Origin of the sequence: Phreatobacter stygius (genome assembly GCF_005144885.1) — a bacterium.
GTDB lineage: Bacteria > Pseudomonadota > Alphaproteobacteria > Rhizobiales > Phreatobacteraceae > Phreatobacter > Phreatobacter stygius.
The window spans coordinates 3468445-3486889 of sequence record NZ_CP039690.1 but is presented as its reverse complement, the minus strand read 5'-3'; the positions used below and the strand labels follow the sequence as shown (position 1 = coordinate 3486889).

Sequence of the window (18445 nt, the reverse complement as noted above, 5' to 3'; positions counted from 1 at the left end):
CATGGCCGAAACCGAAACGTCCGAGCGGAAGAACCTGCCCGCGGCCCAGCGCACCCTGATCGCCTCGGCCCGCAACGACATCACCATCCCGCGCTTCAACACGGTGATGCAGCCGCTCGATGAGACGCTGCTGGCGCGCGGCGGCGGCAAGGGATTGGCGCTCTATGACGAGATCGAGCGGGATACCCATGCCTATGCAGTGCTGCAGAAGCGCAAGCTCGCCCTGGTCGCGCGCGAGTGGGAGGTGGAGCCGGCCTCCGACGACGCGCTGGACCAGCGGGCCGCAGAGTTCGTCAACGCCCAGCTTCTCGCCTTGCCGTTCGACCAGATTTGCCTGGATCTCCTCGACGCGACCCTGAAGGGCTTCGCGGTGTCCGAGATCGTCTGGCAGAAGGACGGCGCCGCGATCGTTCCCGAGCGGGTTATCTCGCACGATCAGCGACGCTTCGCCTTCGACGAGCACTGGCAGCCGCGCTTGCGAACTTGGGAAAGCCCGCTGGACGGCATCGCGCTGCCGGCCCGGAAGTTCATGGTTCATCGCTTCGGCGTGAAGGGCAACGATCCCTACGGGCTCGGCATGGGCACGCGCCTGTTCTGGCCGGTTCTGTTCAAACGCGAGGGCATCGCCTTCTGGCTGACCTTTCTGGAAAAGTTCGCCTCCCCGATCCCGATCGGCAAATACCCGCTCGGCACCTTGCCGTCCGACCAGGACAAGCTGCTGTCGACCTTGGAAGGCATGGTCCAGGCCGGCGCGATCGTCGTGCCGATCGGCACCGACGTGTCGTTCATGGAGGCGACCCGCGCCGGCCAGGTCAGCTATGCCGACTGGTGCCGCTACTGGGACACCCAGATGTCGCTGGCGGTGTTCGGATCGTCGCTGGCGACGCATGTGGAGGGCCAGGGCTCGCGCGCGGCGGCCGAGACACACCAGGAGGGTGAGGAGCGGATCGTCGACGCGGATGCCGATCTCCTGACCGACACGCTGTCGCGCACGCTGATCCGCTGGCTGGTCGAGTTCAATGAGCCAGGCGCCCGCATCCCCGCGGTGCGCCGGATCCGGGCCAAGAACGAGAGTGCGCATGAGGACTTGAGGAAGAAGCGCGCCGAGAACGCCAAGGCTGAGCTGGACCTCCTGTTCGATCTCGCGGCCAAGGTGCCGGCGGAGCACTTCGCCGAAACCGCTGCGGCGCTTGCCGGCATCGACCTGATGCCGCAAGTGCCAATCGAGGTCTTGCGCCAGCTCGCACCCCATCTCGCTGCCGCGCGTCAGAATCTGGTTGCCGCCGCGCGCTCCGGCCAACTCCGGATCCCGGCCAACGGACGCGAGGCGGAGGCGGTACGGCAGATTGCCTTTGCCGGCAACGACTTCCACGACCACGGACTGCGCGACCTCGCCGAGCAGCTGAGCGGACATGCCGGGCCGGCGATCGACGCCATGATCGAGCACATCCGACGCGAGTTGGAAGCGGCGGACGCGGCCGGCGAGACGCTGGAGCAGGCGGGCGATCGGTTGCTCGGCGCCTTCGCCAACATCACCGTCGATCCGCTTGGCCGCGTCCTCGCCCCGGCCTTCGCGCTCGGCGAGCTGACCGGGAGATCCGACGTCCAGGACGAAATCGCGGCTCGCAAGCGGAAGCGTTGACCATGAGCGTTTTGCCGAAACCGGCGGAGTTCGCCGACCCGCCTTTCCAGGTGCCGTTCCAGGAGGCGATCGACTACCTCCGTCAGAAAGTGAACATGCCTTCGCGCACCTGGCGCGACATCGAGGGCCGCGCCCATGATCGCTCATTCGTCGTGGCGGGGGCGAACGCCGCCGGCCTGATCGAGGACTTCCGCCGCGCCGTTGACGATGCCAACGCCAAGGGCGAGCGCCTGGCCGAGTTCAACAGACGGTTCGAGGAGATCGTCCGGCGTCATGGCTGGACCGGTTGGACCGGCGAAGGCACCGAGGCCGGCCGCGCCTGGCGCGCCCGTGTGATCTACGAGACGAACCTGCGCACGGCGTATGCCGCCGGACGCTACGCCCAGATGAAGGACCCGGATGTGGTCCGCCTCCGGCCGTACTGGAGCTACCGGCATGGCTGGACGCGCACCCCGCGGCGAGCGCGGCCGGAGCATGTGAACTGGAACGGCGTCTGTCTCGCCCATGACGATCCCTGGTGGAACACCCACTATCCGCCCAACGGCTGGAACTGCTCGTGTGGTGTCGAGCCCATGTCGCGCGGCGAGCTGCGCGCCGAAGGCATCGAGCCCGGCGAAGCGCCGCCGATCGTCACCCGGCCCGTTACGGACCCGCGCACCGGCGCCACCGTGCAAGTGCCAAACGGCATTGATTTCGGTTGGGATCATGCACCAGGTCAAAGTTGGGCGCGCGGCCTGGTGCCGCCCCAGCTCCAGCAACCTCTGGCGCCGCTCGCTCCGTCCGCGCCGCGATCGGCCGTTGTCCCTGCCGCCCCCGCGATGCCGGCGGCCCGGCCCTTCACCGCGCCGACCCTGCCGGCCGGACAGGCGCCTGAGGCTTACGTGGACGCGTTCCTGGGCGCGTTTGGGGCGGCGCGCGGTCGGCCGGCGCTCCATCGCGACGCGGCGGGCCATGTGGTGCCGATATCAGACGACTTGTTCAGATCGTCGGGCGGCGACTGGAAGGTCATGAAGCGCGGCCGGGAGGTCGACGTCCTGCGCCTGGCCGAGGCGGTTCGCGATCCCGATGAGATCTGGGTGGCATGGGCGAGAGCCCGCGACGGCGTCGCCCGCCTCGTCCGGTCCTATTTGCGCCGGGACGCTCAGACCAACGGCTTCGCCGTGTTCGAATGGTCCGGTGAGGGCTGGCATGGCACCACGGCCTTTCCGGCGGACAGCGCCCGCTACCTCGAAGGGCAGCGACGTGGCGCGCTGCTCTGGCGCCGGCCGGATGCGGAATGAAAAAGCTCCCCCCGAACGCCCCGGGGAGAGCTGGTAACGAGCGCCTACGAGGGCGGGCGAGCCTCGGCGCACGAAACCTGAAGCGTCAATATAGCACTCGGTAGCGGCGGTTTGAATGGCCATTACGATCTCGATCAACTCGGCCACGGCCGACGCGATGCTGGCCGACCTTGCCGGCCGCACGTCCAACCTGCCGGGAGCGCTCAAGAACATCGGCGAAACGCTCGTCAAGGTTCAGCGGCGCCGCTTCATGACCGGCACTGATCCGCAGGGCAAGAAATGGGCACCGCTCAGTCCGTTAACTGTCGAGCTTCGCGGATCTTCTGGGCCCGTGCTCAATCGCTCCGGTCGACTGATGAATTCCAGCGCCTATCAGGTGAGCGGCTCGACTCTGCATGTCGGGCTCAACACGATCGACGCCGCCGTGCATCAGTTCGGCGCGACGATCGTGCCGAAGAAGGCGCCGATCCTCGCCATCCCGAGCAAGGGCGGTTTCGTCTTTCTGAAGAAGGCGGTCATTCCGGCTCGACCGATAGTCGGCTTCGGTCCGGAGGACGAGCGGGCGGCACGCGACACGATTACCGAGTGGCTCGCCCTGGACAAATGACGATCGCCACAGGAGGCTCAGGACGGCCTTCGCGGGCCTCGCCGCTGCCGGCGGCCACGTTCGCCGGAGACGGGGCGTTAGATACCCGTCAGAAACCCGGCAATCGCCTGCCCCGTTCGAGCCGTCCCGAAGGAAGCAGAACGCGAGCGATCGGCCCTTGCGCAACCTGACGGTCGGAGCGCAAATATCACCAGCGTTGTTCCCCCGCCCGAGTCGGCCCGAGGGGTGACGCTGTCACCTCAAACGCCTGCCTTCTCCTCCGTAGTGTCGCTTGTCTCAACCGACGAGAGCGACCGGGCAGCATGGCGAAGGCCTCCACCACCAGGACAATCGAGGTTTTCCGGCCGGGGACATTTACCCCGATGTCCGGCGTGGCCGTCACATTCTCGGCTGACGATCTCCGTGCGCTCGCCTCCGTCTATGACGCCGCGGCCGCGCCGATCCCGGCCGTCGTCGGCCATCCGACCACCGACGCGCCGGCCTATGGCTGGGCGACCGGTTTGCGCTACGACGACGCGAACGAGCGTCTGCTCGCCGATCTCGGCGAGGTCGAGCCCGCCTTCGCCGAGGCAGTCGGGGCCGGCCGGTACAAGAAGGTCTCCTTCTCACTCTTCCCGCCGGACCACCCCGGCAACCCGAAGCCCGGCGCCTGGTACCCTAAGCATATCGGCTTTCTCGGCGCCGCCGCGCCCGCCGTGCCGGGCCTGAAGCCCGTCCAGTTCTCAGCGGATGACCGAGCCGTCACCTTCGAATTCGCCGATGCTTCGGTGCTCAAGGATGTCGCCGGCCTGTTCCGTTCCTTGCGCGAATTCCTGATCGAGAAGTTCGGCTCGGAAGCCGCCGACAAGGCCGTACCGGGCTGGACCATCGGCTGGATCGACGATGCGGCCGACCGCGATCCGCCGCGCACCATCCCTGCCTATTCAGCCCCTCCCGCCCCGGAGCCCTCCATGACCGTGAAGACCCCCGCCGGCAACTCGGCGGACGACCTGGCGCGCCGCCAGGCCGACCTCGACAAGCGCGAGCGCGATGCGAACCACAAGGACCATGTCGCCTTCGCCGAGGGCCTGATCGGCGACGGCAAGCTTCTTCCGGTCCTGAAGGACAAGGTCGTGGGCTTGCTCGACGGCCTCGCCCCGGTCGGCGGAGCGGTGATCGAGGTGAGCTTCGCCGAGGGTTCTGCCACCAAGACCTCGGGCGCGCTCGACCTGGTCAAGGACATCCTGGCCGCGCAGCCGCAGGTCGTGAGTTTCGGCGCTGTCGCTCTCGGCCGCCAGCCGGGCGCGGCGGTCGACTTCGCGCTGCCGTCCGGCATGTCGGCCGACCCGGCCTCGGCGGAGCTGCATGCCAAGGCGGTCGCCTATCAGGCCGCCCATCCCACCACCGACTACATGGCCGCCATTGCGGCGGTCCAGGGCTGAGGACGCCATGCACACCCAGACCTTCACCCACACCTTCACCGCCACCGGTAGCGGTGTTCAGCGCCGCTTCGTCAATTTCGCTGGCGCCCAGGCTGGCGCGGCCGATCCCGTCCTCGGCGTCGCCATGACCGATTTCGCGGCCGGCCAGCCGACCGCCGCTCATGTGCTCGGCGTGGCCGCCGTCGAGAGCGGCGCGGCGGTGGCGCTCGGCGACGGTGTCACGCCCGACGCCCAGGGCCGCGCCGTCACCGATCCGACCGCCGCGGGCGCGGTCGCCCCGAACCGTGTCGGCCGCGCCCTCAATGCCGTCACGGCCGCCGGCCAGACGCTCTTCATCCTCATCCGCTGAAAGGCCCTCCCATGCGCGGCATGACTACCCAACAGGCTGGCATCGTCGACGTCGTCCTCACGAATTACGCCCGCGGCTACTCCAACCAGGAGTTCATCGCGCATCGCGTCGCGCCGAACGTCGACGTTCCCGCACGCAACATCCGCTTGCTGAAGTTCGGCAAGGAAGGCTTCCGCAAGCTCAACACCCGCCGGGCGCCGGGTGCGCCGATCCTGACCGTGCAGTACGGCTATGCCTCCGATCCGATCGCGCTGGCGCAGGACGCCCTTCAGGGCCTGGTGCCGGTCGAGAGCCAGGAAGAAGCGGCGCGTGTGCCCGGCATCGACATGGGCCAGCAGGCTATCACCATGGTGCTCGACAGCCTCGACCTCGGCAACGAGATCGATACGGCGAACATGGTGCGCAGCGCCGCGTCCTATGCCGCGTCGAACAAGCTCGCCCTCGCCGGCGCCGACCGCTGGACCGATCCGGCCTCCGACCCGAAAGCCGTGATCGATGCCGGCAAGGAGGCCGTGCGCCGCCAGGTCGGGCGCTATCCGAACAAGCTCACCCTCGGCGCGCCCGTGTTCAACGCGCTGTCGAACCATCCGAAGATCAAGGAGCAGTTCAAGTATACGAGCGCCGACAGCATCACCGAGGCGATGCTCGCCCGCTATTTCAACATCGAAGAGGTGATCGTCGGCAAGGCCGTCTACCTGCCGGACGGCACGGCCGACAACGCCGCCGCCACCGACATCTGGGGCAATGACGCGATCCTGGCCTATGTGCCGAAGGGCGCGAACTGGATGGTGCCGGCCTTCGCCTACACCTATCGGCTGCGCGGCTATCCCATGGTCGAGGCGCCCTGGTACGACCGCGATATCAAGTCGTGGAAGTACCCGACCACGGTCGAACGCCGGCCCTATCTGGTCGGCGCCGATGCCGGCTATCTCATCCAGACGGCAGTGGGCTGAGGCCGGTCATGACCAAGCTCACCTATCCCGTGCTCTCGCCGCTGCGCCACGACGGCAAGCTCTATTCGCCCGACGATGCGAAAGCCAATGCCGTCGCTCTGTCCGAGGAAGAGGCCGAGGGGCTGCGCGCCATCGGCGTGCTCGGCGATCCGACCAAGATCGAGGCGCCGGCAGATGAGGCCGGTCGTGTCGCCGTGATCCTCGACCACGTTGCCGGTTTCGCAGTCGGCGATTTCACCAAGGACGGAAAGCTTCGCGCCGCGGCCCATCGCGCTCTCGCCGGGAAACTCGGCTGGGAACCTAGCCCGGATGACATCGCGACCGCCCTGAAGGCGTTCGTGTCGAGCCAAGCGAATTCCGAAGCCGGCGAATAGCGCCGGCTTCGAGCCGGCCCGGCGGCAGGGACGCAAGGACAGATCGGTATCGCGTCGCCCTTGTCTCACCGGGAACCATTCGGCGCGCAAGCGCCACATGTGGTGCAAGCGGTCGACGGCCTGTGACAGCGCATTGCGCGCTTCTCGGCCCGAGGACCTGAAGCACGCCGAGGACGGAAGGCAGATGCCGTGACAGCCGGGAGAGACCGGCAACCATTTCAGCGTCAGACGACGCAGCGAGGGCATGATGTTTCTGACGGTCGAGGACATGGTGGCGACGTTCGGCGAGGAGGAAATGCTCCAGCTCGCCGGCACCGGCCCGCGCGACATGCGCTCGCTCGATCGTCCGAAGGTCGAGGAGGCCATCACCCACGCCGTCACGATGGTGCAGGGCTATGTCCGCTCCCGCTGGCCGGCCGTCGTGCCGGGTGGCACGCCCATGCTGCAGGGCTATGCCGCCGACATCGCCCGCTGGCGCCTGCGCGGTCGCGGTGGCCAGCAGACCGCCATGAACGAGACCGTTCAGAAGCGCTATGACGAGGCGATCCGGACGCTCCGCGACATCGCCGCCGGCAAGCTCACGCTCGATCTCGATCCCGCCACCGCGGCGGTCACCGGCGCGGCGGACGCGGCCAATCAGTTGCGCGTCACCGGCCGAATGCCGGATGCCAGGACGCCCGGCCTGCTCGCGGGGTTCCGGCCATGACGGACACCCTTGTGCCGCCCGATCATCCTGCCGGCACCGGATCCGTCGTCTTGGATCCGTCGAGCCCGATCGACGGCATCTGCGAAGCCGCCGTTGCCCGCCTGAAGGAGCGGCTGCCGCCGCGCGTCCAGATCGAGGATTTCCCGGCCAAGCCCGACGATTACGATTTCGAGGGCTACGAGGCCGCCGCCCTGGTCATCTATGAGGGTTCGGACTTCGACCGTGCCGGCCTGCGCGGCGAGCAGGGGATGGCTGAGGAGCTGCGCCTCACCGTCGTCCTGCTCGTCCGGTCGCTGCGCGGTGCCAACGGTGCCTATGGCCTCCTGCGCGACATACGCACCTCGCTGCATGGCGTCAGCCTCGCCGGTTCGACCGGGATGCGGCCGGTCAAGTGCCATCTCGATAGCGCGCGGGACGGTGTCTACCAGTACCAGTTCGCCTTCGCCGGGCAGCTCCCGGCGGTCCCCGTCAAATCAGGCGTGGCGATGCCGCGCACCTTCGAACGCCGCTGAGGTCATTCATGGCGCTGAAATCCTATGTCTGGCACGGCCCGCCGACCACCCTCGACATCTGGCCGGCCGAGATCGCCGAGGGTGTCGCGCCCCTGTTCTCCGGGCACCTGGTGGCCGGTGGGGTGATCCCGACACCTCTGCCCGACGACCTGTTCCAGGTCCAGTCGCTGGTGGCGTTCAAGCTGCTGGTCGAGACCGCGCCGCAGCCGATCGCCGTGCCGGCCGAGGCGTCGGAGGAACCCAGCCCCCGTCGCACCCCCAAAACCTCGAAGCAGGAGCCCACCGATGGCTGAGTATCACCATGGCCCCGAAGTCATCGAGCGCTTCGAGGCCGGCACCGTCGTCCGCGACGTCAAGGCCGCGACCCTCTATCTGATCGGCACCGCGCCGGTCCATGTGCCGCACGCAACCCCCGAGGCCCGCGCCGGCTACATCAATACGGACATCATCGTCCGCAAGAAGGAAGACGCCGTCGCTGCCTTCGGCGCCTTCTCGGCCGGCGCCGGCTATACCATTCCCTCGGCGTTGCATGCGATCTTCAACAAGGATCGCGGCCAAGGTGTCGGCACGATCATCGTGCGCAACGTCTTCGACCCGGACGTGCACAAGGAAGCCGCGGCGCCCGATCCGACCAAGGTTCTGCCGGCCGACATCATCGGCGAGTTGACGGTTGCCGGCGTGCCGAAGGGCCTGGAAGCCGCCATGTACACCTACGGGAAGTTCGGCTACTTCGCGCGCCGGCTCATTGCTCCCGGGTTTTCGACCACGCTCGGCGTCCGCCAGAAGATGCTGGCGGTGGCGAACAAGATCAAGGCGCATGCCATCGCCGATCTGCCGCCGGGCCTCACCAAGCAAGGCATCGTGGCCAAGCGCGGTGTCGCCCAGGACTACCAGGCGAGCGACGATCGGCTGGTCTACTGCGCGCCGCACGTCAAGGCGCTCGACGCCGTCACCGCCGATCAGTCGCTGCAGCCGCTCAGTCAGCATTTCGCGGGGGTGTGGAACGAGGTCGTGAACCGCGAGGAGGGCGACAACGACGGCGGCCCGGCCGCCTCGCCGTCCAACCGGGCGATGCCCGACGTCTCCGGCACCGAGATCCCGCTCGCGTTCTTCCCCGGCGATTATTCCTCGGACACGAACTTCCTCAACGAGGTTGGCATCGCCACCGCCAATATGGGCCAGTTCGGCTCCGGCATCGTGACCTGGGGCGCGCACGCCTCGACCCAAGGTGCGACCGGCCAGGGCCAGGTCACCCGCTGGCTGCACGTGCGCGCCATGTACGACGTGCTCCATGAGGCGATCTTGTTCTACCTCATGCCGCACGTCGATCGACGCGGCACCCCGCAGCGCATCGAGTACATCGAAGACCAGATCCAGCAGTACCTCAACCGCAAGGAACGGGACGGTTGGCTTTATGGCGGCCGGTTCCGCTTCGATCGGTCGAAGAACACCGCCGAGGAAATCCTCGGCGAGGGCCGCTTCTGGTACCGGATCGACGGTGCGCCGGTCGGCATCCAGCACCGCATCACGGTCGAGAACTACATCGACCTCTCCCTTGTCCGCTCAGCCCTCGGGCTCGGCGGCGCCACCTCCTGACGCCTGAGGGGACACCGCCATGCGCGAGATCAAGATCGGTCAGACCACCAATGCCGATGTCTATGTCGAAGGCAATCGGCTGGTCGGCCGGATCAAGGAATTCGAACTGGACAAGGTCGGCTACGAGCGCGTCACCCACGAGGCGCTCGGCATGGTCGGCAAGGTCAAGCTGCCCGGCCGGGCCATGGAGCCGATCGACGCCAAGATCAAGTTCTCCTGGCTCGAAACGGAGATGATGATGAAGACGGCGCTGCCCAACCGCGCCGTCCCATTCCAGTTCGAGAAGTTCGTCGACATCTTCGACCAGGGCGGCCTGGTCGCGGCCGACGGCTATCGCATCATCACCACGACGCACCTGCTCTTTGCGGAAGAGGCCATGGACGCGTTCAAGATGGGCGACGATGCCATCGGTCGTGAACTTGAGTGCTCGGTGATCCGTCTGGTCGTCAAATCGACGGAAACCGACCAGTTCATCCGCGAATACGCGCCGTTCGAGAACATCAACCGCGTCAACGGCGCCGACGTCTGGCCGGCCTACTGACGACGACTGGCAGACGCTACTCCCCACAGTTGCACCCACCTGGAGACCTCATGGCCGACAAGACCGAACAGCCCATGCGCGCGCCGAAGACCGTCACCCTCAAGCGTTCGAAGATCGTCATGATCTACGATCAGGACTTTCCGACCGAGGCCGTCATTGCCGCCCAGAAGGCGGCGGCAAAGAACTCCGGAATGTTCGCTCTCTACCTCGCTCAGCAGGTCGCAACCTTCGACGGCAAGAGGCTCACGATGGGCGAAATCCGCGAGAGAGTTCGGGGCAAGGACTATCTTCAACTCACCGGCGTGCTCCTCGGCGATGACGAGGACGGTGATGAGGACGGTGACGTCGGCCCTTTGAACTGACCGCCTGGCCGAGCCCTGGCGCCGTCATCGCCATGGTCAATGACGGCTGGGCTTACGGCGAGCTGATGGCCATGCCCGCACGCACCTTCATGTTCTGGTTCGGTGAGCAAGAGAAGGCCTGGAAGGAACGGGCGGCTGCCTCGAAGCCTCCCCGATAGCGGCAGAGGTCTCAAGTGCGCGTCGAGCTGATCCTGGAGGCGATCGACAAGGCGACGCGCGTCATCAACAACGTGCGCGCCGCCGCCCGCGGCGCATCCTCCGCCGACCAGGCCGCCGCGACCCGCGATGCCGCACGCACAGCCAAAGCGCAGCGGGCGAGCCAGCGCGTCATCGAACGGGCGGTCGACCGCACCACGGCGGCGACCGTGGAAGGCCTCGCCGCCTCGCGCGACGCCACAGTCCAGGCCAATGTCCAGGCCGCCGCCCAGACCAGCGCCTCCCGCGCGATCGAGCGCACCAGCTCCGCGACATCAGCCCAGGCGACCGCCACGCGCCGAGCCACCGCCGAGGTGCAAGCCCAGGCAGAGGCCGTGACGGCGGCCAGTCGCTCGGTCGCGCGACAGCGCAACATGATGGGCGGGTTCCGGCCCACGTCGTCCATTCCCGCTGCACCGCCCCCGACAAGCCCACCTCGCGCGGCGGCTCCTGGTCGGCTTGGCCAAATCGCCCAGAATTACAACAGCGCGCCCGTCCAGGAGGCCATCGCCCGCGGCCGCGAGCGCGCCGGTCAGCGCCAAGCCGAAGCACAGAGCAATCTCATAGGCGCCGCCGGGACGGCCGCTGCCGTCGCCGCGCCGATCGCCAAGGCGGTATCGCAGTTCAACACATACGAGGATGTGTTGACGGACGTGGGTCTGAAGGCCGAGCTCGCCGGCAGCAGACTTCAGCAACTTGGCGCCAGGATCCGAGCTCAGGCTCGCGGCCTGAATATGAGTTCCGTCGACTTGCTCAAGGCCATGGATGTCATGGTGTCGGGTGCGCTCGACGTTCGCATGGCCGAAGAAACGCTTCCCGCCATCGCGCGGGCGGCCTTGGCAACGAAGGCCTCGATCGCGGATCTCTCCGACACGGTCGTCACGTTGATCAACAATGCGAAGGTCGCGCCGGCCGATATCCAGAAGGCGCTCGACATAATGACGCAGTCCGGCAAGGACGGACAATTCGAGCTGCGTCAGATGGCTCAGTATATGCCGCGGCTTCTGTCGCTCTACGCGAGGCTCGGTCAAACCGGCGTTGGTGCAGTGGCCGATATTTCGGCGGCGCTCCAGGTCATTCAAGGCCAGACCAAGAATGCCGAGACCACCACCGCTGGCCTCAGGGATGTCATCAACAAGATCACGTCCGATCGAGCGGTGAAGGCATTCGAGGCCATCGGCATCGACATCAAGGCGGTAATGCAGGCTGCCCAAGCGGCTGGACGGCCGATCGATGCGATCGTCGAGAACATGCGGAAACTGACGAACGGTGATCTCAGTCGCATCCCGGAAGTGTTCGGCGATGTCCAGGCGCAGGCCGCCATAGGTGCGCTGATGGCGAAATGGGCCGAGTTCGAAGAAATTCGACGGAAGGCCTTGGGCGCCCAAGATACTGTCGTGCGAGATTTCGCCATCCGCCTTGGCTTGGGCGTTGAGCAGGTCCGAGCTGTCACCGTGGCCTTTTCCGAGCTCGGCGTTTCGATTGGCCAGATTTTTGCGCCGGTCACTGCTGCAAAGGCTCAGCAGGTCATTGAACTGGTCTGGGCGATAAGGAGTTGGGCCGAGGCCAATCCGGAATTGACCAGAACGCTCGGCAGCGCAGCGATTGCTGTCACGACGTTTCTTGTCGTGATGGCCGCGCTGGGTGTCGTCTCCGCGGTGGTGAGCCGTGGACTGTTCACGCTGCTTTGGGCACTGGGGCCGATTGCCCGCGTGCTGTGGTTCATTCTGGCGCCGGCTCGTCTGGTTATCGGATTGTTCGCCGGCCTCGCGTCCGGCATGGCCGGCGGCATTGCCGCCGCCGGCGGCTGGGCTGCAGCCCTCGCCCTGCTCGGCGGCAGGATCGCCGCGCTCGGTCTGTGGGTCCTGCGCCTGGCCGGCTGGCTCACCGGCATCACGCCCGCATTTCGGATGATCGCGGCAGCCGGTCCATGGGTCCTGAGCGGGCTCATGCTCGCCGCGCGCGGGTTCTTGATGCTCGGCGCCGCGATCATGGCGACCCCGGTTGGCTGGATCCTCGCCGGCATCGTGGCTATCGCGGCAGGCGCCTACCTGATTTACCGGAACTGGGATCGCATCGGCCCGATGCTGGCCGGCGCATGGGCTTCCATGCTCTCAGGTCTGCAATCGGCCTGGTCGGGCGTTGTCGGATGGATCTCCAGTGTGCTGGCGCAGCTCGGGGCGGTCATCAAGGCGGGTCTCACCGACGTGTTCGTCAACGCCCCGGTCGCCATCGCTCAGGCGGCGATGAGCGGTCTGCAATCCGTCTGGTCGGGCCTCACCGGCATCGTCTCCAGCGCGATCGAGGCGGCCAAGGGGGCGGCGGTCTCCGCCTGGTCGGGCCTGACCGGCGCGCTCTCGTCGGCAGCGTCGACGGTCTGGGCCGCGCTGCCTCCGCTCAACTGGTCGACCCTGATGACGGTCCTCAATTGGGCGTCGTGGATCCTGCCGATCCGCTGGCTGGAGCTGATCCCCGGCTTCGAATGGTCCAACATCATCCCGACGATCGACTGGCGGAGCTGGTTCAACTTCTCCTGGCGCGACGTTCTCCCAGCCTGGAACTGGTCGGACATCGTCCCGAAAATGCCGAACTGGCGCGCCTGGTTCTCCGGCGCTGGCGGCGAAGCTGCGGCGGCGGCCCAATCCGTCCAGGCGGCGGTCAACGGCGCCGCGCCGGCCGGCAATCCCACGGCCGCGACGACGGCCGGCATTCAGGAGGCGACCGCCGCCGCCCAGACGCTGCAGCAGGCGCTGACCTCCGTCGCAACCGTTGGGGCCAAAGCGGCCGAGGTACAGGCCATGGTCCAGGCCATCCCCACCGCCGCGCAGGCCGCCGTGACGGCCGCGGGCTCCACCTTGTCGGCCGCCAACTTCCATTCCCACGGCGTCGCCATGATGGAGACGCTGGCCACCGGCATCCGGGCGGGCGCCGGCTCGGCCGTTGCAGCAGCGCGTCAGACCGTGCAACAGATCCGCGATCATCTGCCGCATTCGCCGGCCAAGACCGGCCCGCTCTCCGACCTCGACCGCGTCCAGTTCGGCCAGACCCTGGCGGGGGCGATCGATGCCGGTAGTCCGCGTGCCATCATGGCTGCGCGCGCCATGGCCGCCGGCTTAGCCGCCGCGATCCCAGCCACCGTTGCCGCGCCAGCGATGGCCGGCTCGACGGCGCCGACCTTCGCGCAGGCGCCGGCCGAAGCCGGCCGGGCGGGGCAATCGCAAGCGGGCGGTTCCACCGGTCCGATCTCGGTCAGCCTGACGCTGAGCCCGAACTTCGCGGGCTCGTCCTCGGCCGACTTCGTGGCGCAGCTCCGCGCCGCGTTGCCCTCGATCGGCCACGAGCTGGCCGAAGCGATCCGATCCGAGATGTCGCGACGCGAACGCACGGAGCATTGACATGATCTTCGCCCTGCTCGGCGACATCCGCATCGGCAACGCCGTTTGGACCGGGCCGACGTCGGCCAAGGAAACGTCCAAGGCCACGTTGCCGGAGCACAAGGTCGCGCGCGGCAAACCGGTCGTCCAGGACATGGGCGACGAACTGGACACCAAGGCGCTCGAGTTCTTCTTCGACGAGACGTTCTGCGAGCCCCAGGCCGAGCTGGCCCGGCTGGAGATGGCCTTCGCCGCCCGCATGCCGCTGCCGTTCGTCGGCGGCGACGGCGCCTTCGACGGGATCCGCTGGATCATTGAAGAGATGGATGTCCAGACGCTCAAGACGACGCCATTCGGCCGGCCGGTCCGGTTTCGGATCTCACTCAAGATGAAGGAGGTTCCGATGCCAAGCCTGTTGTCGTTCCTCGGCCAGGTCGCCCGAGGCGCGGCGACCGCGCTGACGTCCACGGTCGCCTCGGCGTTAAACCCGCTTGTGAGGCGCTGACATGGCCGGCTGGATCGAGCATGTCACCGGCCCGGCCGAGCGCTGGGACCATCTCGCCTATCGCTACTACGGCGATGCCAATCGCTTCGGCCCGATAATCCGCGAGAACCAGCACCTGTTCGTCGGCGCCACCTCGGGCGGAGTAGCTTCGCCGGTCCCGACTGTGCTGCCGGACGGCCAGGCGCTACGGATCCCGGTGTTAGATCCCGACCCGATCGCGACGGACCTTCTGCCGCCCTGGAAGCGCGGGGATGCCGCATGATCCCTCTGCCGCAGCCTGCCGAGCCACTGTTCAAGCTGTTGATCAAGGGCATCGACGTTTCGTCGGAACTGGCACCGCAACTCATCTCCTGCACCTACACGGATCACGTCCACGGCAAGGCCGACGAGATTGAGGTTGAGGTCCACGACAAGGACGGCTGGTGGCGCGGCCCCTGGTGTCCAGAGCACGGCGACAAGGCACAGCTCTGGATCGGCTACAAGCCGGCTCTGCTAGTGCCGGCCGGCTCGTTCGAGCTGGACGAGCCCAGCGCCAAAATCAGTCGGAGCGGCGACACGTTCTCCATGCGCGGCGTCTCGGCACCGATCACACGCTCCCTTCGAACTCGCCGCACGCGCGGATACGAAAACCAGTCGCTCCGCCAGATCGCCCAGAAGATCGCCAGCGAGCATGGGCTGACGGTGGTCGGCAACCCGCCCGACGTCCAGTTCGAACGGCGTGATCAGCGACGCGAGCGGGATCTCGAATTCCTCTCCCGCTCGGCCGAGGAGTTTGGCGCCTATTTCACGGTCAAGGGCAACCAGCTTGTGTTCTCGCGCCGCGACGAGGTGCATGGCCGGGCGAGCGTGCTGACGATCGAGGTCAGCGATCCAAACCTGATCACGGCCGACCTGAAGAAGGGATCGCATCGGACCTATTCGCGCGCGCGCGCGAGCTATTACGAAGGCAACCAGCGGCGACATATCAATGTCGAGGTTCAGGACCAGTCCGTCCGCAACGGCGATACCCTGCGCATCGACGAACGGTCCGAGAACGAGGGCCAGGCGCGTCAGCGGGCGAGGTCGAGCCTTCAGCGCGAGAACCTAAAGAAACTGACTGGCAATCTGGTCTTCGTCGGCAATCCGTACCTCCTCGCTGGCCAGAACATTGCGCTCGGCCAGACCTTCGGCAAATGGGCGGGGAAATACGTCATCAAGCAGAGCCGCCACCACATCACCCGGTCCGGCTACACCACCAATATCGAGGTCAATGGTGTCTGATCTGGGCAATGCCTCCTTCAAGCGGGGTGTCATCGTCGAAAACGACAACGCGCGCGGACGGTCGCGCGTGCGGTTCGACGACGAAGACGAACGCACATCCGGCTGGTACTACTGGAACACGCCGAATGCCGGCGGCGGCAAGGTCTACTCGGCCCCCGACATCGGCAGCCAGGTCAACACACTGCAGGACGGCCGCGGCGAGGACGGCATCATCCTCGGCTCGCGCTATTCCGAGGTCGACACACCGCCGACCACGGACGGCGGCCTCATCAAGCTGAAATATGCCGGCATCGATATCGAGATCAACAAGGCGAGCGGCGCCATGTCGATCCAGTCGGCGGGCACGGTCCGGATCAAGGCGGCGAAGATCATCCTCGAAGGCGAGGTTGACCTCGGAGGCGAAGGCGGGCAGCTTCTCCACCGCAAAGGTGACCAGGACAGCGGCGGTGACGCGGCTGTCGGTTCGGCGACCAAGGTGCGCGCCGTCTGAGCGGGTGACTGTGTCACCTCATGGCGCCGGGCCTGTCGGGGCAAGACAGGTCCATGCCCGCGCCCGTCGACCGCCGCTCGATCCCCTATCATCACTGGCAGCCACGCATCGGCCGCCAGGCGCCGGCCCTGGGCGAGATCGTCACCGGCCTGGACGACATCGAGCAGTCCATCAACACGATCGTCTTGACGGAAAAGGGTTCGGTCCCGCTGCAGCCGGAGAAATGCACCCGGCTGATGCCCTACGTGGACCGCCGGCCGGACTATGCGATCCCCTACATCACCCGTGAGATCTGGGACGCGATCACCATCTGGGAGCCGCGCGTCATCGTCGATCGCGTGACCATCACGCGTGAGGATTTCGAGCATTGGCGTTACCCGGTGTTTTGGCGTCTGCGCTCGGACGTGGCAGGCGAGATCCGCCGCACCGTAATCGTGCTCCCGGAAGAACGTCGGCCGGGCGTGTCGACCAACGTCGGGCCCTCCAATGCGTCGTGATGATGCCGGCCCGTACAGTCTGGACACGCTGGCGGCCGTCGCCATGCCGGAGCTGTTCACGCGCGACCCCGCGATCCTGAAGGCGCGCTATGTCGCGTGGTTCGAGGAGGCATCGGGCCGGACGCTCTACCCGATGCAAGTCGAGATGCTTCTCATTGAAGCGCTCGCCTACGCCATGAGCGTGCTCGGCGAGGAGGCGCAGCTCACCGCCGAGCAGCACCTGGTCGCCAAGGCTTCGGCCGCCGGATTGGAGGCCCTCGGACCGAACCGGTCGACGCCCCGGTTGCCGGCGGCAAAGGCGCGCGTCACCTTGCGGTTCTCCATTTCCGAGGCCCGACCGGAGACGGTGTTCGTGCCGGCCGGAACGCGCGTCGCGGCCGGGGGCAGATCGTCTTCGCGACCCTCGCGCCCGCCTCGATCGCGATCGGCGCCAGCTCGGCCACCGTGACCGCCGAGGCGCTTGAAGAGGGCACTGCCGGCAACGGTTTTCTGCCCGGTCAACTCACCAGCATCCTTGATCCGGTCGGGGGTGTCGCCGTCACCAACATCACCGAGAGCAGCGGCGGCGCCGACATCGAGGACATCGAGCTTTACCGCCTGCGGCTGGCTAACGCCTACGAGCGGATTTCGACCGGCGGTTCCTGGGCCTGGTACCGGGAAACGACCATGGGCGTTTCGTCAGCAATCATCGACGTGGCGATCATCAGGCCCAGTCCCTGCTTCATCGAAATCTACCCGTTGACGGCGACCGGAGCGGCGGGCGTCGACCTGCGCGATCAGGTCGCCGCCACGTTCAACACAGCTTCCGCCCTCGACATCCGGTTCGGCGACGACGTGAGCGTCAAGCCGCCGATCGCCGTCACCAGTGCACCGGTGGTCACCGTCAGAGTGCGAAGAGCGGCATCCACCATCCAGGCCGACGCGCTGGCTGCAGCCACCGGTGTCCTAGATCGCTGGCGCCAAAGCCTGGGTTCCATCATCGCGCCGTCAGAGGTCGAGGCGGCAATCCGCAAGCTGCGGGGTGTGGTCGACGCCGAGGTATCGGCCATGCCGTTCCAGCGGCTCGCACGCAATGAATTTCTGGTGGCGACATCGTTGACCATCAACGTGATGGATCTGTCGTGACCGGTCGCGTCGACAGAAGCATCGTCCCGCCATCGGTTTCGGATGAGCGCGGCCGAGCCTTTGGCGAAGTCCTGGCTCTTGCCTTGGAGGCCCCGGATTTCCGGGTTCTTCTGACCGAGCGCATAGACACGGTCGACGCCAGCGTCCTGCCTTTCCTGGTCCGCGAGCTATCGATCGAGGACATGGTGGAGCCGGGCATGACGGACGCCGTGATCCGTCGCGTGCTCAAGGGCTCGTTCGCGCTTCACGCGCGTAAGGGCTACGTCGACAGCGTCATTGCGGGCCTTGGCTTGCTGGGTGTGCGCGTGACCCGCTGGCGGCAGTGGTTCCAGGAGACGCCTCAGGCGGCAATCGGAACGCATGTCATCTCGATCGCAGTCGATGATGAGGTGTTCGAGGCTGAGGGCCGTGCCATCACTGCTCGTCTGCAGCGCGCCATCGGTCGCATGATCGATGCGACCAAGCGGTACAGCCAGGACATCACCATCCGTGTGTCCGCGGATTGCGACGTCCCTCTCTATATCGGCGCGGCGACCGTGAGCCGCATTGCCATCCGGCCGTCGACCGAACCCATCACCACGCTCGCTGCCCGGCCGCCCGTCTTTGTCGGCGTGGCGATGGCCAGCCGCTTGCGCATCCAACCGAAGGTCTCCTGA

General features: G+C 67.0%; 21 protein-coding genes. All 21 read left to right on the top strand.

Annotation, left to right across the window (positions count from 1 at the left end):
• The first annotated feature begins 1 nt into the window (after position 1).
• The 21 genes from E8M01_RS16350 to E8M01_RS16250 all read left to right on the top strand — a co-directional run bounded on the left by E8M01_RS16350 (position 2) and on the right by E8M01_RS16250 (position 18445).
• Positions 2-1642: a DUF935 domain-containing protein gene (locus tag E8M01_RS16350; protein ID WP_136961086.1), complete on the top strand. Its 1641-nt coding sequence runs from the start codon at positions 2-4 to the stop codon at positions 1640-1642.
• A 2-nt stretch (positions 1643-1644) separates the two neighbouring features.
• Positions 1645-2922, top strand: a complete 1278-nt coding sequence (locus E8M01_RS16345) for a PBECR2 nuclease fold domain-containing protein (protein WP_136961085.1) — start codon at positions 1645-1647, stop codon at positions 2920-2922.
• Positions 2923-3037: 115 nt separating this feature from the next.
• Positions 3038-3529, top strand: a complete 492-nt coding sequence (locus E8M01_RS16340; RefSeq protein ID WP_136961084.1) for a phage virion morphogenesis protein — start codon at positions 3038-3040, stop codon at positions 3527-3529.
• A 362-nt stretch (positions 3530-3891) separates the two neighbouring features.
• Positions 3892-4950: a hypothetical protein gene (locus tag E8M01_RS16335; protein ID WP_246088759.1), complete on the top strand. Its 1059-nt coding sequence runs from the start codon at positions 3892-3894 to the stop codon at positions 4948-4950.
• Positions 4951-4957: 7 nt separating this feature from the next.
• Positions 4958-5299, top strand: a complete 342-nt coding sequence (locus E8M01_RS16330; RefSeq protein WP_136961082.1) for a capsid cement protein — start codon at positions 4958-4960, stop codon at positions 5297-5299.
• Positions 5300-5310: 11 nt separating this feature from the next.
• Positions 5311-6252, top strand: coding sequence for a major capsid protein (locus E8M01_RS16325; protein WP_136961081.1), 942 nt, complete (start codon positions 5311-5313; stop codon positions 6250-6252).
• Positions 6253-6260: 8 nt separating this feature from the next.
• The gene (locus E8M01_RS16320; protein WP_136961080.1) at positions 6261-6626 is read left to right on the top strand and encodes a hypothetical protein; all 366 of its coding nucleotides are present in this window, start codon (positions 6261-6263) and stop codon (positions 6624-6626) included.
• A gap of 244 nt (positions 6627-6870) precedes the next feature.
• Positions 6871-7332, top strand: coding sequence for a DUF1320 domain-containing protein (locus E8M01_RS16315; RefSeq protein ID WP_136961079.1), 462 nt, complete (start codon positions 6871-6873; stop codon positions 7330-7332).
• Positions 7329-7844 carry a Gp37 family protein gene (locus E8M01_RS16310; protein ID WP_136961078.1) on the top strand — a complete coding sequence of 172 codons (516 nt, stop codon included), beginning with the start codon at positions 7329-7331 and terminating at the stop codon, positions 7842-7844. Before E8M01_RS16315 ends, E8M01_RS16310 begins: the two co-directional genes overlap by 4 nt.
• Before the next feature lie 8 nt (positions 7845-7852).
• On the top strand, positions 7853-8137 hold the full coding sequence (locus E8M01_RS16305) for a hypothetical protein (protein ID WP_136961077.1): 285 nt from the start codon (positions 7853-7855) through the stop codon (positions 8135-8137).
• On the top strand, positions 8130-9440 hold the full coding sequence (locus E8M01_RS16300; protein ID WP_136961076.1) for a phage tail sheath protein: 1311 nt from the start codon (positions 8130-8132) through the stop codon (positions 9438-9440). The genes E8M01_RS16305 and E8M01_RS16300 overlap by 8 nt, the downstream gene beginning before the upstream one ends.
• A gap of 19 nt (positions 9441-9459) precedes the next feature.
• Positions 9460-9981, top strand: a complete 522-nt coding sequence (locus tag E8M01_RS16295) for a phage major tail tube protein (RefSeq protein WP_136961075.1) — start codon at positions 9460-9462, stop codon at positions 9979-9981.
• A 50-nt stretch (positions 9982-10031) separates the two neighbouring features.
• Positions 10032-10343 (top strand): hypothetical protein, encoded by a 312-nt coding sequence (locus E8M01_RS16290; RefSeq protein WP_136961074.1) that lies wholly within the window; start codon positions 10032-10034, stop codon positions 10341-10343.
• 173 nt (positions 10344-10516) lie between these two features.
• Positions 10517-13933 (top strand): phage tail tape measure protein, encoded by a 3417-nt coding sequence (locus E8M01_RS16285; RefSeq protein WP_136961073.1) that lies wholly within the window; start codon positions 10517-10519, stop codon positions 13931-13933.
• 1 nt (position 13934) lies between these two features.
• Entirely contained in the window at positions 13935-14417 is a 483-nt protein-coding gene (locus E8M01_RS16280) for a phage tail protein (RefSeq protein WP_136961072.1), read from the top strand.
• A 1-nt stretch (position 14418) separates the two neighbouring features.
• Positions 14419-14679, top strand: coding sequence for a tail protein X (locus E8M01_RS16275; RefSeq protein ID WP_136961071.1), 261 nt, complete (start codon positions 14419-14421; stop codon positions 14677-14679).
• Complete coding sequence (locus tag E8M01_RS16270) at positions 14676-15677, top strand: phage late control D family protein (protein ID WP_136961070.1); 1002 nt, start codon at positions 14676-14678, stop codon at positions 15675-15677. The genes E8M01_RS16275 and E8M01_RS16270 overlap by 4 nt, the downstream gene beginning before the upstream one ends.
• A complete protein-coding gene (locus tag E8M01_RS16265) occupies positions 15667-16167 on the top strand; it encodes a phage baseplate assembly protein V (RefSeq protein WP_136961069.1) in 501 nt (166 codons plus the stop codon). The genes E8M01_RS16270 and E8M01_RS16265 overlap by 11 nt, the downstream gene beginning before the upstream one ends.
• A gap of 53 nt (positions 16168-16220) precedes the next feature.
• Complete coding sequence (locus tag E8M01_RS16260) at positions 16221-16664, top strand: GPW/gp25 family protein (RefSeq protein WP_136961068.1); 444 nt, start codon at positions 16221-16223, stop codon at positions 16662-16664.
• Positions 16665-16910: 246 nt separating this feature from the next.
• On the top strand, positions 16911-17789 hold the full coding sequence (locus tag E8M01_RS16255) for a baseplate J/gp47 family protein (RefSeq protein WP_136961067.1): 879 nt from the start codon (positions 16911-16913) through the stop codon (positions 17787-17789).
• Entirely contained in the window at positions 17786-18445 is a 660-nt protein-coding gene (locus E8M01_RS16250) for a phage tail protein I (protein WP_170181922.1), read from the top strand. The genes E8M01_RS16255 and E8M01_RS16250 overlap by 4 nt, the downstream gene beginning before the upstream one ends.